Consider the following 15842-nt stretch of genomic DNA (forward strand, 5'->3'; position numbering starts at 1 on the left):
CTGATATGGCTCAGTCGGTAGAGCGCATCCTTGGTAAGGATGAGGTCCCCAGTTCGATTCTGGGTATCAGCACCATTAAAGAGAAAGCCTCCCTGAAAAGGGAGGCTTTTTTGCATCTGTCGCTTTCCAAAAAATCTCCTCATATTCCTTAACTTCAATGTATTCCTCTGTTTGTGGCCAGCCCTGTTTTTCTGCTGATCTGAGTCCCAATATGTTACTCATTTGACTGCTATTGATGGTTTTATCCAGATATTTAACCATGATTGATTGACGTAAAACGTTTTACATGTAAAATCCGGCGCGTTTTGCCTATTACGTGGAGAAAGAGCATGGCGCAGGATAACGAATACTGTTTGGGGGCGGTTCCCGCCAAAGGGCGCAAAGGTGTGCTGTCGCTGATGCTGGTGATGTTCGGCCTGACCTTCTTCTCTGCCAGCATGTGGACCGGTGGTGCGCTGGGCACCGGCTTGGTGTTCGATGATTTCATCAAGGCGGTACTGCTCGGCAATTTGCTGCTGGGTATCTACACCGCCTGTCTCGGCTATATCGGTGCTTCAACCGGCCTCTCTACCCATCTGCTGGCGCGCTACTCGTTTGGGGTGAAAGGTTCCTGGCTACCATCCCTGCTGCTGGGCGGCACTCAGGTTGGCTGGTTCGGTGTCGGCGTGGCGATGTTTGCGCTGCCGGTGCAGAAGGCGACCGGCATTGATGTGAACTGGCTGATCGCCATTTCGGGCATTCTGATGACAGTGACCGTCTACTTCGGGATCTCCGCCCTGATGGTGCTGAGCTTTGTGGCCGTACCGGCTATCGCCCTGCTCGGTGGCTACTCGGTCTGGCTGGCGGTGACCTCGACCGGTGGCATGGCTGCACTGCAGCAGGTACAACCAAGCAATCCCATCGAGTTCACCACGGCATTGACCATGGTGGTCGGTTCCTTTATCAGTGCAGGAACCCTGACCGCCGACTTTGTCCGATTTGGTCGCAAACCCTGGGGCGCCGTCATGATTACCATGGTGGCGTTTTTTTTGGGCAACACGCTAATGTTCGTCTTCGGCGCAGCCGGTGCGGCGGTGACAGGGCAGGCCGATATATCGGAAGTGATGTTGATGCAGGGTTTACTGATCCCCGCCATTCTGGTGCTGGGCCTCAATATCTGGACCACCAACGACAACGCGCTCTATGCCTCCGGCCTCGGTTTTGCCAACATTACCGGCCTCAAGAGCAAGCCGCTCAGCGTGATCAACGGCCTCATCGGTACCGCTTGCGCCCTCTGGCTTTACAACAACTTTGTCGGCTGGCTGGCCTTTTTGAGTACGGCAATTCCGCCGATCGGTGGCATTATCATCATGGATTTCCTGCTCAATCGTGAGCGTTACCGTCAATTTGCCGATCAGCAGTTCGAGACGGTGCGCTGGCAGGCGCTGGTCGCCACGGCAGTCGGGGTGGCTGTCGGCAAGTGGCTGCCGGGCATAGTGCCACTCAACGCGGTATTGGGCGCCGCCTTCACCTATTTCATTCTGGTTCGCCTCACCCAGCGGCCGGTTCTGGTACAGGAAGCTAGCAAATGCTGATTCAACATATTCGTTTGACCGATCGGGAAGGGTTGTGGCAGCTCCGTTGTCAGGATGGGGTCATCACAGCCATCGAACCCCATGACGAACATGCCGTCGCCGGTCGGGTGCTGGACGGGGAGGGCGGTCTGGCGATCGCTCCCTTTATCGAACCCCACATTCACCTCGATACCACCCAGACAGCGGGCGAGCCGAGCTGGAACCTCTCCGGCACCCTGTTCGAGGGGATCGAGCGCTGGGCCGAGCGCAAGGCGCTGCTGACCCATGAGGATGTGAAACAGCGCGCCATCCAGACGCTGAAGTGGCAGATCGCCAACGGCATCCAGTTTGTCCGTACTCACGTCGATGTCTCCGATCCCAATCTGGTCGCGCTCAAGGCGATGCTGGAAGTGCGGGAAGAGATGAAGGAGTGGGTGGAGCTGCAGATCGTCGCCTTCCCGCAGGAGGGGATCCTCTCCTACCCGAATGGCAAGGCACTGCTGGAGGAGGCGCTCAAGCTGGGTGCCGACGTGATTGGTGCGATCCCCCACTTCGAGTTTACCCGGGAATATGGGGTCGAAAGTCTGCATTACATCTTCGATCTTGCCGAGAAGTATCAGGTTTTGGTCGATGTGCACTGCGACGAGATCGATGACGAGCAGTCCCGTTTTATCGAGACGCTGGCGACCCTGGCCTACGAGCGGGGTATCGGTCATAGAGTCACCGCCAGTCACACCACCGCCATGCACTCCTACAACGGCGCTTATGCTTCCCGCCTGTTCCGGCTGCTGAAGATGGCGGACATCAACTTCGTGGCCAATCCGCTGGTGAACATTCACCTGCAGGGACGGTTCGATACCTATCCCAAACGCCGCGGCATTACCCGGGTGAAGGAGATGCTGGAGGCGAACATCAACGTCTGCTTCGGTCACGACGACGTGTTCGATCCCTGGTACCCCATGGGCACCGCCAACATGTTGCAGGTGTTGCACATGGGGCTGCATGTCTGCCAGATCATGGGCTACGAGCAGATCAACGACGGTCTGAAGCTGATCAGCAGCCACAGCGCCCGCACCCTGAACGTGCAGGATCGCTATGGCATCGAGGTGGGCAAACCGGCCAACCTGTTGATCCTGCCTGCCGACAATGGCTTCGATGCGGTGCGCCGTCAGGTGCCGGTGCGTTACTCGATCCGCCACGGCAAGGTGATTGCCCAGACCCGTCCGGCCCAGACCGAAATCGTGCTGGGTCAGCCAGAGCCCATCGATTTTCGCCGCTGAGATTTCAATCAGGCTGGATGTCGATTAGTTCCGCCTCTGGGCACAAGGGCCGCCATTGCGACATAATGGCGGCCTGACCCTGAGGGAGTGACACCATGCAAACCTGGTTCTATGTTGCTGCAGGGGGCGCCATCGGCGCCTGCCTTCGTTTTGGGATTGCCGAACTGATGGCCTTGCTGCTGGGGCGCCACTTTCCTTACGGGACTCTGGTGGTCAACGTGGTGGGCTCTTTCATAATGGGGGTGGCGTTCGCCCTCATCAGCCACGGTCACGTGGTGGAACACCCGATGAAGCCGCTGCTGATGGTGGGGATCCTCGGTGCCCTGACCACATTTTCTTCCTTTGCCCTCGATACGGTAGTGCTGGCTCAACATGGGGCCTATCTGAAAGCGCTGCTCAATATCGGTCTCAATCTCTTCCTCTGTCTGGCCATGGTGGTGCTGGGCATGCAGTTGGTTGCGAGCCGGGTTTAAGGTGTCCGGACGCCAGTGGCTCTGGTAAACTGGCGGCCATTCTTTGCTCTATGGGTGTTTAAGGGATGTCAGAACAAGCAACGACAACGCATTTTGGCTTTAAAACCGTGGCCGCGACCGAGAAGGAAACTCTGGTAGCAGGTGTCTTCCATTCGGTGGCAGCCAAGTATGATCTGATGAACGATCTGATGTCGTTCGGCATCCACCGCCTGTGGAAGCGCTTCACCATCGACTGTTCCGGTGTGCGCAAGGGTCAGAAGGTGCTGGATCTGGCCGGTGGTACCGGTGACTTGACCGCCAAGTTCTCCCGCATCGTCGGCGAGACCGGTCAGGTGGTGCTGGCGGATATCAACGACTCCATGCTGAAAGTGGGCCGCGACAAGCTGCGCAATCTGGGGGTCGCCAACAACGTCTCCTATGTGCAGGCCAATGCCGAGGCGCTCCCTTTCCCGGATAACCACTTCGACGTGATTACCATCGGCTTCGGCCTGCGCAACGTCACCGACAAGGACAAGGCGCTCGCCTCCATGTTCCGGGTGCTCAAGCCGGGTGGCCGTCTGCTGGTGCTGGAGTTCTCCAAGCCGGTCAGTGAAGTGATCGCCAAGCTTTATGACCTCTACTCCTTCAAACTGCTGCCGAAAATGGGCGAAATCGTCGCGAACGACAGTGAAAGCTACAAATATCTGGCAGAGTCCATCCGCATGCACCCGGATCAGCAGACCCTGGCCGGCATGATGGAAAATGTCGGTTTCGAGCAGGTGGAGTACTTCAATCTGACTCAGGGTGTGGTCGCCCTGCACCGCGGTTACAAGTTTTAAGGTTGCCTATGCCGATGGATGCCATGGTCACCGCGGTGATCGAAACCAGCCTCAACCAGTTGCTGGCGCTGGACAAACAGAGCCCGGAGCGGCTGCGCAAACTGGTGGGCAAGGTGCTCAAGCTGGAGCTGCGTGAACTCAAGCCGCTCTGGTTCGTCTTCTCCGAGCGTCGGCTGGATGTGCTGGCCCAGCATGAAGGGGAGGCGGATGCGGTGCTTAGCCTGTCGCTGACCGCCCTCGGTCTGCTGAAAGACCCGTCCGCCCTGACCCGTTATATCCGCGAGGAGAAACTGGATCTGAGCGGTGATCCCCAGCTGGTACAGGCATTCAGCGTGCTGCTGGGTGAGCTGGATATCGACTGGGAAGAGGAGCTGTCGCGCTATACCGGCGATGTCGTTGCCCACACCCTGTTCAGCGGTGCCCGTCAGGCGCGTCGTCTGGTCGGCCGCGAGCTGTGCCGTACCCGCAGCCAGCTGGCGGAATATCTGACCGAAGAGGCCCGCCTCGCCCCCGGCCCGCTGGAAGTGGCGAGTTTCAACGATGACGTCGAGGTGCTGGCCCAGCAGCTCAAGGCCGTCGAACTGCGGCTGGCCCGCTTCGAACAGCAGGTGACCTGATGACCCCGAAGGAGTTCAAACGCCTCTATCGCATCATCACCATCCTGCTGGAGCAGGGCATCGACGAGCTGGTGCCCGCCCGCTATCAACCCTGGCCGGGTCGTCTGGCCCGTCGCTCCCTGTTCTGGCTCAAGAACAAGCAACCGGATCTCAGCCGCGGTGCCCGCATCCGCCTCGCCTTCGAGGCCCTTGGCCCCATCTTCATCAAGTTTGGCCAGATGCTCTCGACCCGCCGCGACCTGTTGCCGCCGGATATCGCCGAGGAGCTGGCCCTGCTGCAGGACAGGGTGCCCCCCTTCTGTGGTCAGGCGGCGCGTCAGCAGATCGAGCTGAGCCTGGGTTGTCCCATCGAAACCCTGTTTGACGACTTCGACGAGACGCCGCTGGCGTCGGCTTCCATCGCGCAGGTGCATACTGCCCGGCTGAAGGATAGTGGCCGCGAGATCGTCGTCAAGGTGATCCGTCCCGACATCGAGCCGGTCATCGAGGCTGACCTGCGGTTGATGCAGGCGCTGGCCCGTCTGGTGGCCCGCTTCGTGCCCCAGAGTGCGCGACTGCGCCCCATCGAGGTGGTGGAGGAGTATCGCAAGACCATCCTCGACGAGCTGAACCTGATGCGCGAGGCGGCCAACGCCATCCAGCTGCGCCGCAACTTCACCGGCTCCGAGGCGCTCTATGTGCCTGAAATCATCACCGACCTCTGCCGCGAGCAGGTGCTGGTGATGGAGCGCATCTACGGTATTCCGGTCTCCGACATTCCAGCGCTGGAAGCCAACGGCACCAATATGAAGCTGCTGGCCGAGCGCGGGGTCGAGGTCTTCTTCACTCAGGTGTTCCGCGACAGCTTCTTCCACGCCGATATGCACCCGGGCAACATCTTCGTCTCTTACGAACATCCGGAAAACCCGCTCTGGATCGGCATCGACTGCGGCATCGTCGGTACCCTCAATCGGGAAGACAAACGCTATCTGGCGGAGAACTTCCTCGCCTTCTTCAACCGAGACTATCGTCGGGTGGCGGAGCTGCATGTGGAGTCGGGCTGGGTACCGGCAGACACCAAGGTGGACGAGTTCGAGTTCGCCATCCGCACCGTGCTGGAGCCCATCTTCGAGAAGCCGCTCTCTGAAATTTCGTTCGGTCACGTGCTGCTCAACCTGTTCAACACCGCGCGTCGCTTCCATATGACGGTGCAGCCGCAGCTGGTGCTGCTGCAAAAGACCCTGCTCTATGTGGAAGGGTTGGGGCGCCAGCTCTACCCGCAACTCGATTTGTGGCAGACCGCCAAGCCGTTCCTCGAGAACTGGATGCACGAACAGGTCGGGCCCAAGTCGGTATTGAACGCCATCAAGGAGAAGGCGCCATTCTGGGCGGAGAAGCTGCCGGAGCTGCCGGAGCTGGTCTATGAGACCCTGCGCCAGACCCGTCATCAGCAGCGTCATTTCGACCAGATGTTTGCCGAGTTCCGCCGTCACAGCCGTCGGCAGGGGCAGGCCCGCTACCTCTTAGGGGTTGGAGCCAGCCTGCTATTGGCGGGTGTATTCTTGCTGACCCAAAAACAACACATTGAGTGGGGACAAGCCAGTCTCGCCGGTGCAGCCCTCTGCTGGCTGGTCGGCTGGTTGCGAACCCGTTCCCATTAATCAACAACCGCGCCGTCAGGCGCCTGTTCTGGAGAGAAAATCATGGGTGGTATCAGTATTTGGCAATTGTTGATCATTGCAGTCATCGTCGTGCTGCTGTTCGGTACCAAGAAACTGCGCGGCATTGGCGGTGATCTGGGCGCGGCGGTCAAAGGGTTCAAGAAAGCCCTCTCCGACGAGCCGGCTGATGCCAAGGCCGAGCAGAAAGATGCCGAGTTTCCCCCGAAACAGCTGAACGAAGCGGCCACTCAGAGCAGTGAGACCGCCAAACAGAAAGACAAAGACCAGGCCTAAGCCATGTTCGATATCGGTTTTTGGGAGCTGGTCGTTATCGGTGTGGTAGCACTGGTGGTACTGGGGCCCGAGCGGCTGCCGGTTGCCATCCGAACGGCTACCCACTGGATCCGCCTCATTCGTTCGACCGCGAACTCGGTCAAGTCCGAGCTGGAGCAGGAGCTCAAGTTGCAAGAGCTGCATAACGACCTCAAGAAGGCCGAACAGTTGCAGATGAGCAACCTGAGCCCCGAGCTGCAGGAGTCCATCGAACAGCTCAAAGCGGCGGCCCAGTCGGTCAATCGCCCCTATCAGGTGGAGAACGAGATCCGTCCGCCGCGCCCCGAGCCGGTCGCCCAGGCGGAGCCTGCGGTGCAGCTGAGCCACGACGAGCCACCGGTCAATAGCCAGCGGGAGAGCGAGCCGGTGCCGGTCAGCGACTCCACAGTAAAAGGGGAGGTGAAGCCATGAGTCAGGCCGAACAACCCCTGATCAGCCATCTGGTTGAGCTGAGAACCCGTTTGCTGCGCTCCATTACTGCCATCCTCGTGGTGTTTCTGGCGCTGATCTACTTCTCCAACAACATCTACGACTTCGTGGCCCAGCCGCTGCTCAGCCAGCTGCCGGAAGGGACCAGCATGATCGCGACGGATGTGGCGACCCCCTTCCTGACGCCGATCAAGCTGACCCTGGTGGTCTCCTTCTTCGTGGCGATCCCCTATCTGCTCTATCAGGCCTGGGCCTTTATCGCCCCCGGTCTGTACCAGCATGAGCGGCGCCTGATCATGCCGTTGGTGGTCTCCAGTGCCCTGCTGTTCTATGCAGGGATGGCGTTCGCCTACTACGTGGTGTTCCCGCTGGTGTTCGGTTTCTTCACCAGTACCGCACCCGCCGGGGTGACGGTGGCGACCGACATCGCCAGCTATCTGGACTTCGTACTGACCCTGTTCTTCGCGTTCGGGGTGGCGTTCGAAATTCCGGTGGCCACCATACTGCTCTGCTGGACCGGCGTGACCACACCGCAAAACCTGAAGGAGAAACGTCCCTACGTCGTTGTCGGGGTGTTTGTGGTCGGCATGCTGCTGACGCCGCCTGATGTCTTCTCCCAGACCCTGCTCGCCATCCCGATGTGGGCGCTGTGGGAGATAGGTCTGTTCTTCGCCCGCTTCTACGTGAAGAAAGAGGATGAAGAGCAACAGGAACAACCGGATGGGGAGAGCTGAGGCTCTGTTCGTCACCTGTTTGCCGGACGGCGAGAGGATGACGACGTCCGCAGGAATAGCAGAACGAGGGGAGCTGAGGCTCCCTTCCTCTTTTCATGCTCCCGTTCGAGGCGTATGGTAAGACCCCATTCGGTAGATGGTTTTCAAATACCTGATATGTATTCCTTTTGTTCGGAACGTCTCATTCCATGATCGATATCGGTTTAAACCTGACCAGCAGCCAGTTCGCCGGTGAACAGCCTGAGCTGGTGGCCCGTGCCCGTGCCGCCGGAGTGGAGGCGCTGATCCTCACCGGTACCGATCTGGCTGGCAGCCGCGAGAGCGCCGGGTTGGCCGCCCGCTGGCCGGGCTACTGCTTCTCCACCGCCGGGGTACACCCTCACGATGCCAAGAGTGTCGATGAGGCGACCCTGCCCGCCCTGCGCGAGCTGGCGGCGTTGCCGCAGGTGGTCGCTATTGGCGAGTGCGGTCTCGACTACAACCGCGACTTCTCCCCCCGTCCGGTGCAGGACGCTGTGTTCGACGCCCAGCTGGCACTGGCCGCCGAGCTCGGGATGCCGGTGTTTCTCCATTGCCGCGATGCCCACGCCCGTTTTATCGAGATCCTCCGTCCCTGGTTGCCGAAACTACCGGGAGCCGTGCTGCACTGCTTCACCGGTTCCGACGAGGAGCTGGACGAGTGTCTGGCGCTGGGGCTGCATATCGGGGTGACTGGCTGGCTCTGCGATGAGCGCCGTGGTCAGCTGCTGCGCGAACAGGTAGCGCGTATTCCGACCGGTCGGCTGATGATCGAGACCGATGCCCCCTATCTGGTGCCGCGAGATCTGAAACCGCGCCCGAAACGCAACGAACCCGCTTTTTTGCCGCACATCGCCCAGGTGGTGGCGGCCTGTCGTGGTGAAGCGCCCGAGGCCTTGCTGGCCCATACCCGGGCCACCTCCGCCGCGTTCTTCCAACTTCCTCTCCAGGAGTGATTCATGGCTACAACTCTTCCGGGCGCCTTTCCGGGCCGCCGCCTGCGCCGTCTGCGCAAACATGATTTCAGCCGTCGTCTGGTGCGCGAGAACGTACTGACCGTCAACGATCTCATCTATCCGGTGTTCGTGCTGGAGGGGGAGAACCGTCGGGAAGCCGTTCCCTCAATGCCGGGGGTGGAGCGTCTCTCCATCGATCTGCTGCTGGAGGAAGCCGCCGAGCTGGTGGAACTGGGCGTACCTGCTATTGCCCTGTTCCCGGTCACTCCGCTGGAGAGCAAGAGCCTGATGGCGGAAGAGGCCTACAACCCGAACGGGCTGGCCCAGCGCACCGTGCGTGCCCTCAAGGCCCGCTTCCCGGAGCTCGGGGTCATCACCGACGTGGCGCTCGATCCGTTCACCACCCACGGGCAGGACGGCATTATCGATGACGAAGGCTATGTGCTGAACGACATCACCACCGAGATCCTGATCAAGCAGGCGCTCTCCCACGCCGAGGCCGGGGTCGATATCGTCGCGCCGTCCGACATGATGGATGGCCGCATCGGCGCCATCCGCGCTGCGCTGGAAGAGAATGGCTTCATCAACACCCAGATCATGGCCTACTCCGCCAAGTACGCCTCCTGCTACTACGGCCCGTTCCGCGATGCGGTCGGCTCTGCCGGCAACCTTGGCAAGAGCAACAAGGCTACCTATCAGATGGACCCGGCCAACAGCAACGAAGCCCTGCACGAAGTGGCGCTGGATATTCAGGAAGGGGCCGACAGCGTGATGGTCAAGCCGGGCATGCCCTATCTGGACGTGGTTCGTCAGGTGAAGGATCAGTTCGGCGTGCCGACCTTTGCCTATCAGGTGAGCGGCGAGTACGCCATGCACATGGCGGCGATCCAGAACGGCTGGCTGAAAGAGAAGGAGACCATCATGGAGTCTCTGCTTTGCTTCAAGCGGGCCGGGGCCGATGGCATCCTCACCTACTTCGCCAAGCGCGTAGCGCAGTGGCTGAAGGAAGATGCCCGCTAAGCCGGGTTGAAGAGATAAACGAGAGGGGGAGCCGATGGCTCCCCCTCTGTCGTTATGGCTCTCTTTTGGTAACGATCGGCTGATTACAGCTTGATCCAGGCATCGCTCCAGTGGCTGCCGGTACCCGGCGCATAGTGGCTGGTCGAGCCGCCACACCAGCCGCTGTAGGGCCAGGGTTTGCACTCGTAGTCGCCACCGGCATTGCTGACCCGTTCGCCACTCTGATAAGCGGTGCCCGCAACATAGGCCGGGTAGCTGCCGTTACCACCGTCATTGTCACCACCCGGAGCCTGTTCCACCAATGCCAGGGTGAAGCGGCGCTCGAAGCCCTGTTTGCTCCCCTCAGCCATGCCCGCCAGCAACAGCTCGTAACTGCCGGCCGCAAGGCCCGACTGCGTCAGCTGCAGGGAACCCTGATCATCGATCAGAGCGCTGCCGGTAGCGACCGGATTGCCATCCTGCAACAGGGTCGCGGTGACGGTCACCGGGTTGGTGGTGGTCAGTGTCAGGCTGAAGTCGAGCGCGCCGTTGACGATGAAGTATTCGGCCGCCAGATCGGTGACGGTGAAGTCACTGCTGCTACCGGTCGTGGGCAGGATGAAGTCCCCGCTCAGGTAGGTGAGACCGGTCCAGCCAGAGCTGGTCAGCCAGTGTTTGCCATTGGTCTGATAGACGTTGGGCAGCTGGGTGCACTGGTTGTTGTCATTGACGAAGCCGATACCGTAAAAGCCCGCCACATTCTTGTAGCAGAGCTGGCGACCATTCTGGTGCAGCACCGGCTGAGCCAGCTTGCCCTTGTGGTGGAGTGACAGCCAGTCAAACTGGTTGATGGCCGAGACCAGCGGCACAAACTGGCCATCGGGCTGACGATAACGGATCAGGGAGCCGGCATCACAGAGCAGACCCTCAGCCTGCTGTTCGACGTAGCCGTAGTACTGCTCGCCATCCTGGAAGGTGAACCGGCAGAGATTGCCTTTCTCCGACTCCTTGGGGATCCAGCCCATCAGCAGTCGCTCCTGATTGGTCAGGGCCGCCAGCTGCCCGGCACTGAAGTCGCTGCCGTTGGCTACCCAGCCTTGCGGCATGGTGGAGAATTGCATGAAGTAGTGGTCGGTATAGTACATGTGGCTGTCAGCGCGATGCTTGCGAGCCCCCTGGCTGACCGAGTTGTAGCGATAGATGTCGTTTTCCGGCTTGTGGAAACCGTTGAGATCATCGTCCAGATAGGGCAGGTCGCCCTTGCGGATATGGTAGTTGGCCATGCCCGTCATCAGCGGATGCCAGCCGTGGCTGCCACGGGCAAACGCGCTCTCATGGCTGTAGGACTTCCCATCGAAGCCGTGGCCAAATTCGTGGGCAATGATGCCCCAGCTGCCGTAGTAGTGGCTGACAAAGTTAAAGGTATCGACCCCGGTGATGCCACCACTCCCCAGCCCGCCCCCCATGGCGGTGATCCCCAGGTTGAGGTAGGGGCGCTTCATCAGGCTGTGGTAGTAGTAGTCATAATCGGCGGCCGTAAAGATCCCGTTCGGCACATAGCTGTTGCCGCCATTGCCGAACATCTCGTAGCCGTTCACCGCCTTGAAGTTGTACCAGACGTGTTTGAACTCCTCGGTCGAGACCATGTAGGCCAGGTTGGTGGCGATGATCAGCCACTCGCGGGCGTAGAGGGCATTGATGGGGCGCCAGGAGCCGCTGGTGTTGGTGGCGAAGCGCACGTTCCAGCTTGGCTTGAGGCGTGCCAGCTTCTGGGCAAACAGATCCGAGTTGGAGCTGAACCTGTGCTCGAACTGGGCAGGCAGATTGATGCTGTTGTCGAGCAGGTTGTTGAGATCAAACACACCATCGCGGCTGGCGCTGTTGAAGCGTCCCTGTTCGCCAAAGGCGCTCAGTGGCAGGGTGATTTGGGCATAGGCGGGCAGGCGATCGAGCTGGCCCAGGATCAGCCACTTGTTGATACCGTTCAGGCGTGACTCGATATTGATGTCATGCAGCTCTCTGGCGGCATAGTTGGTGATGCGCACCGTGTCGTTATCAAGCAGCTCGGTCTTGACCAGAGAATTGATGTTGACCGAACGCTGGGCGCGATCGATCAGCACCTCGTAGGGTTCGTCATTGCGCAGTATGTAGCTGACTGCGGCCGGCATCAGCTGATCGAAGATCAGCGGGCGAGCCGGCAACTGCTCGTCGGCCGTGAAGCTGATCTCCTTGCTCAGCAGCTGGTTGAAACCCAGGCCGCGCTCGTTGGCGGTGACAAGCTCCGAGCCCGCCAGCTGGAGATCTTTCAGCGCAGCCACAGGCTGCTGGTTGATCTCCCGAACAGTAAAGGTCGGGTGCTTGAACTGAAAGTCGTTGGCGATCAGGGTATCGACATCATGCCACTCGATGCGGTCCTTGAAGTTCACCACCAGCCGATCGCCATCCATGTCGATTTTTTGCAGATTGCTGTCGGCGATCACCTGCTCAGGCGCCAGCGGGGTGTTGCTGGCGATGGCATCAGCCAGTTTGCGCAAGTCATAGATGTAGTAGTTTTTGCCGGCTGTATGGGCCAGGAGATAGTCACCCACCTGATGGAGTTGCACCAGACGGTGGCTGTATTTTCCTTCAAAGGCGAGCCGACCGGCAATGGGGGTCTTGAGGCTGTTCTCCGGCGTCACATCCTGCTGGCGGTAGACCTTGATCTCGCTCAGCGCATCGGCCACCAGCACGTAATCCTGATTGGCAAAGACGGCCTGGGTGCGGTGCAGGCTGTTGCTGCCGGAATCCCGACCGGTTCCCAGGGTGGTGACATGGCGATGTTCATCGGCCAGATCGAAGATATCGACCCGGTGCGAGTAGCGCGAGACCACGTAGAGCAGGCTGTTGCGGACAAACAATTCACTGACCTGGTTGTAGGCCGTGGCACTGCCGGTTTCGGTGCCGCGGATCTCGCCAATCTGCTGGCGGCTCGGGATATCGATAATGGCCACATGGCCCGGATTGCCGTTCTGGCTGACATAGAGCCGATCCTGATAGCGCTCGACCGCCGTGATCAGGCTGGCGTCCAGCCCCAGCTGGTCGGCCGCCAGCTCCTCGCCTTTGTCCAGATATTGCAGCGAGGTGGCAAACGAGTTGACGCTGCAGGAGCTGGTCTCCATCACCACCCGGGTGCGTTCGCCATTCTGGATCTGGCCGTGGGGGAAGTACTCCAGCAGACAGCCGTTGCCGTAGTCATAGTTGCCAAAGCGTTTGTTGACCGCTACGACCCCACCGTCGTACCAGGTCAGCTCCCACTCCTCATCGAAGAAATCAAAGACGTTACGAATGGCTGTTTCGTCGAAAAAGTGGGGTTTGGGCAGATCGAACAGGATGTGGTTATCCGCCGTCAGCGGGTAGAGCAGGCCGTTGATGGCAAGGTGGCGCTTGCCATCCTTGATGATCACGTTCTGCTCGTCAGCCGCACTCTGATGCAGCGCGGCGAGGCGTGCCGTCATCTGTTCGTAGTGCTCCTGATAGGTTTGTTTGAAATAGGCTTGTTCGCGCTCATCGGCCACGACATGGGCCGACAGCAGCAAACCGAGCAGGGTGGCAAGCTTGGTGGTTCTTGGCATGGTGATTTCCTTATCTTGGTTGTTGTTGGATGTTTTTGGGTGGTTGGCAAGCATGTAAAAGAGAGGGGCTAACCCGTCCGGGTCAGTGCATCCTGCCCATCGGCAGCGTGGCCGACGGGCAGGATATGGGCGGGGGCCTGTCGGCCCCCGTTAGTGGTTGGGGCAAGGTCAGAGCTTGATCCAGGCATCGCTCCAGGCAGAGCCGGTACCCGGCGCATAGTGGCTGGTCGAGCCGCCACACCAGCCGCTGTAGGGCCAGGGTTTGCACTCGTAGTTGCCACCGGCATTGCTGACCCGATCACCGGCCTGATAGCCGGTGTTGGGGGCGTAGGCCGGGTAGTCACCTTCGCCACCGCTGCTGCTTTCTTCGGTCAGCGCAACCGGGAAGCGCTGCACCACCGGCTGCTGGCCGTCAGCCAGACCGGTGATCACCACTTCGTAGCTGCCATCGGTCACATTGCTGCCCTGCAGCACCAGGGTGCTGGTGCCGTTCACCTGGCTGCTGGTGGTACCGTGGCTGAGTCCGCTCTGCTCCAGAGTTGCGGTGATCTGTACCGGGTTGGCGGTGGTCACGTTGAAACGGATGCTGACCTGACCGTTGACTATGGTGTACTCGCTCGCCATGGCGCTGACGGTGAAGTCGCTGCTGCCTTCGGCGGGTGGCGTTGTGCCGCCGCAGTCGCTGTCGCCCTGTACGCGCCAGACGCCCCAGTCACCCGTGGTGCCCGGCTCTTCGTTCTGGGTCCACCAGCCAGCCAGCCAGTTCTTGCCGTTGTGGCTGACGATGTCGCCGCCCACGTAGACCTTCTTGGCATCCCAACTGTTTTCACAGACGGCGCCCTGCTCCCTGACGGTCACGTTGCGCTGCTGGGTTACCTGCTGACCGGCGCTGTCGCTCACCTGATAGGTGAGGGTGTAGCGGCCGACCTTGCTGCTGTCGACGTTGCCGCTGACCTTGATTTGGGCGGTCAGGTCGCCATCTTCTTCATCATGGGCGCTGACGCCGGTCATCGGATCGAAAGCGGTACCCAGTTCCAGCGTGGTGTCGGTGACACCGCTGAACACCGGCTTCATGCTGTAGACCTCGATGGTGCGTACCTGCTCGGTGACGTTGTTGTCGCGATCGCTCACCTTGTAGGTGAGGGGGTAGAGGCCGATGCGCTGGCTGTCTACCGATCCTTCCACCTGGATCTGGCCAGTCAGGTCGCCATCTTCCTTGTCGTTGGCGCTGACCCCGGCCAGCGGATCAAAGGCGGTACCCTGCTTGATGCGGGTATCGCTCAGGCCGCTGAACACCGGCTTGCCGTTGTCGACCGGCGGCGTGATCTCCTGATCGTGGATGAAGGGGCCGTAGCTCTTTATGAAGGATTCGTTGTAGGACTGACCGGCGGCGTTGCGGCCCATGTCCCAGTTGATGGACCAGGTCATCACGCCACGCAGCGGTTGCCCCTCGCTCTTCAGGCGGTTGAAGGCGTTGTAGAGCTTCTGCGGATCCTGCACATAGCCAGTGGCTGCGGCGTCAATGTTGGTCGGAATACCGAACACCAGCTTGTCATGGGGGATCTTGTAGAAGCCGCGGGTACCGTTGCTCAGCGAATCCGCCATGTAGTAGATGAACTCTTCTTTCAGGGCATCGTTGTTCTGGGCAATCCAGCCGATGCCATCGATGTAGATACCGTCGCCACCCTGGTTGTAGAACTGGGGGTTGATCCAGTCGTAGTACCCTTCCAGATTGCGGATATAGGGGATGTAGGCGCCAGTCTGGGTCAGATAGGGGAACTCCGGCGCCATGGTGATGAGGAAGTTTTTCCCCTGGGCGCGGTAGTGATCCTTGACCAGACGCAGGGCCGCCGGGATCACGGTCTGGTTGTCGGCGGCAGTGATGGCGGCCTGTTCCAGGTCGATATCCAGCCCGTCGAAGCCATAGGTCTCCACCAGACGGATGATCTCGTCGGCAAAGGCCTGCTCCTGACCCTTGCGCAGCTCGATGTGTGCATCGGCACCGCCCAGCGCCAGCAGCACGGCACGGCCCTGACGGTTCAGCTCGGCGATCTGCTCGATAAACTGGCTTTCGCTCATGCCGATGGCCGGGTCGAGTTTGAAAGTGGGGATGGGATCGCTGCCATAGACCTTCATGAAGGAGACATCGACCACGTTATATTGCGGGTTGACCTGATCGAGCTTGACGCAGGGGGCGATACCGCCCTTGTAGCCCGAGCCGTCACACCAGTTGTGCCAATAGCCGACTACTACGCCGGACTGGGGGTTGACCATCGCCTGACCGGCACTGGCGGCATATGCCATGGGGGCGCCCATGCCGAGCAGACAGCCCAGCAGGGATAACTTCAATTTGTTCATCTTGATATCTCCATACAGTACAA

Annotated in this window: 13 protein-coding genes; 11 read left to right on the forward strand and 2 right to left on the reverse strand. The window is 60.1% G+C overall.

The window, feature by feature from the left end; genetic code table 11:
* Positions 1-329: 329 nt before the first annotated feature.
* The 11 genes from codB (at position 330) to hemB (ending at position 9871) form a co-directional block, all read left to right on the forward strand.
* Complete coding sequence (gene codB / locus G5221_RS19195) at positions 330-1574, forward strand: cytosine permease (protein WP_421263734.1); 1245 nt, start codon at positions 330-332, stop codon at positions 1572-1574.
* Entirely contained in the window at positions 1568-2833 is a 1266-nt protein-coding gene (locus tag G5221_RS19200; protein ID WP_159157926.1) for a cytosine deaminase, read from the forward strand. The genes codB and G5221_RS19200 overlap by 7 nt, the downstream gene beginning before the upstream one ends.
* Positions 2834-2928: 95 nt before the next feature.
* The gene (gene crcB, locus G5221_RS19205) at positions 2929-3306 is read left to right on the forward strand and encodes a fluoride efflux transporter CrcB (RefSeq protein WP_005339378.1); all 378 of its coding nucleotides are present in this window, start codon (positions 2929-2931) and stop codon (positions 3304-3306) included.
* A gap of 65 nt (positions 3307-3371) precedes the next feature.
* Positions 3372-4124 carry a bifunctional demethylmenaquinone methyltransferase/2-methoxy-6-polyprenyl-1,4-benzoquinol methylase UbiE gene (gene ubiE, locus G5221_RS19210; RefSeq protein ID WP_005342396.1) on the forward strand — a complete coding sequence of 251 codons (753 nt, stop codon included), beginning with the start codon at positions 3372-3374 and terminating at the stop codon, positions 4122-4124.
* A gap of 8 nt (positions 4125-4132) precedes the next feature.
* Positions 4133-4741: a ubiquinone biosynthesis accessory factor UbiJ gene (locus G5221_RS19215; RefSeq protein ID WP_021230987.1), complete on the forward strand. Its 609-nt coding sequence runs from the start codon at positions 4133-4135 to the stop codon at positions 4739-4741.
* Positions 4741-6381: a ubiquinone biosynthesis regulatory protein kinase UbiB gene (gene ubiB / locus G5221_RS19220; RefSeq protein ID WP_159157928.1), complete on the forward strand. Its 1641-nt coding sequence runs from the start codon at positions 4741-4743 to the stop codon at positions 6379-6381. Before G5221_RS19215 ends, ubiB begins: the two co-directional genes overlap by 1 nt.
* A gap of 42 nt (positions 6382-6423) precedes the next feature.
* Complete coding sequence (gene tatA, locus G5221_RS19225) at positions 6424-6675, forward strand: Sec-independent protein translocase subunit TatA (RefSeq protein WP_005339385.1); 252 nt, start codon at positions 6424-6426, stop codon at positions 6673-6675.
* Positions 6676-6678: 3 nt separating this feature from the next.
* Positions 6679-7125, forward strand: a complete 447-nt coding sequence (tatB, locus tag G5221_RS19230; RefSeq protein WP_042054697.1) for a Sec-independent protein translocase protein TatB — start codon at positions 6679-6681, stop codon at positions 7123-7125.
* Complete coding sequence (gene tatC, locus G5221_RS19235) at positions 7122-7877, forward strand: twin-arginine translocase subunit TatC (protein ID WP_005339388.1); 756 nt, start codon at positions 7122-7124, stop codon at positions 7875-7877. Before tatB ends, tatC begins: the two co-directional genes overlap by 4 nt.
* A gap of 188 nt (positions 7878-8065) precedes the next feature.
* Positions 8066-8851 (forward strand): TatD family hydrolase, encoded by a 786-nt coding sequence (locus G5221_RS19240; protein ID WP_042054696.1) that lies wholly within the window; start codon positions 8066-8068, stop codon positions 8849-8851.
* Between the two features lie 3 nt (positions 8852-8854).
* Positions 8855-9871 (forward strand): porphobilinogen synthase, encoded by a 1017-nt coding sequence (gene hemB, locus G5221_RS19245; RefSeq protein WP_005357271.1) that lies wholly within the window; start codon positions 8855-8857, stop codon positions 9869-9871.
* A gap of 83 nt (positions 9872-9954) precedes the next feature.
* Here the strand turns inward: hemB and G5221_RS19250 are convergent, their stop codons facing one another.
* Positions 9955-13461 (reverse strand): hypothetical protein, encoded by a 3507-nt coding sequence (locus tag G5221_RS19250; RefSeq protein WP_421263735.1) that lies wholly within the window; start codon positions 13459-13461, stop codon positions 9955-9957.
* A gap of 168 nt (positions 13462-13629) precedes the next feature.
* Positions 13630-15819 (reverse strand): immunoglobulin-like domain-containing protein, encoded by a 2190-nt coding sequence (locus tag G5221_RS19255; RefSeq protein WP_421263736.1) that lies wholly within the window; start codon positions 15817-15819, stop codon positions 13630-13632.
* Positions 15820-15842 lie beyond the last annotated feature (23 nt).

The sequence above is a fragment of the Aeromonas sp. 602200 genome (assembly GCF_049173895.1).
Classification (GTDB): Bacteria; Pseudomonadota; Gammaproteobacteria; order Enterobacterales; family Aeromonadaceae; genus Aeromonas; species Aeromonas veronii_A.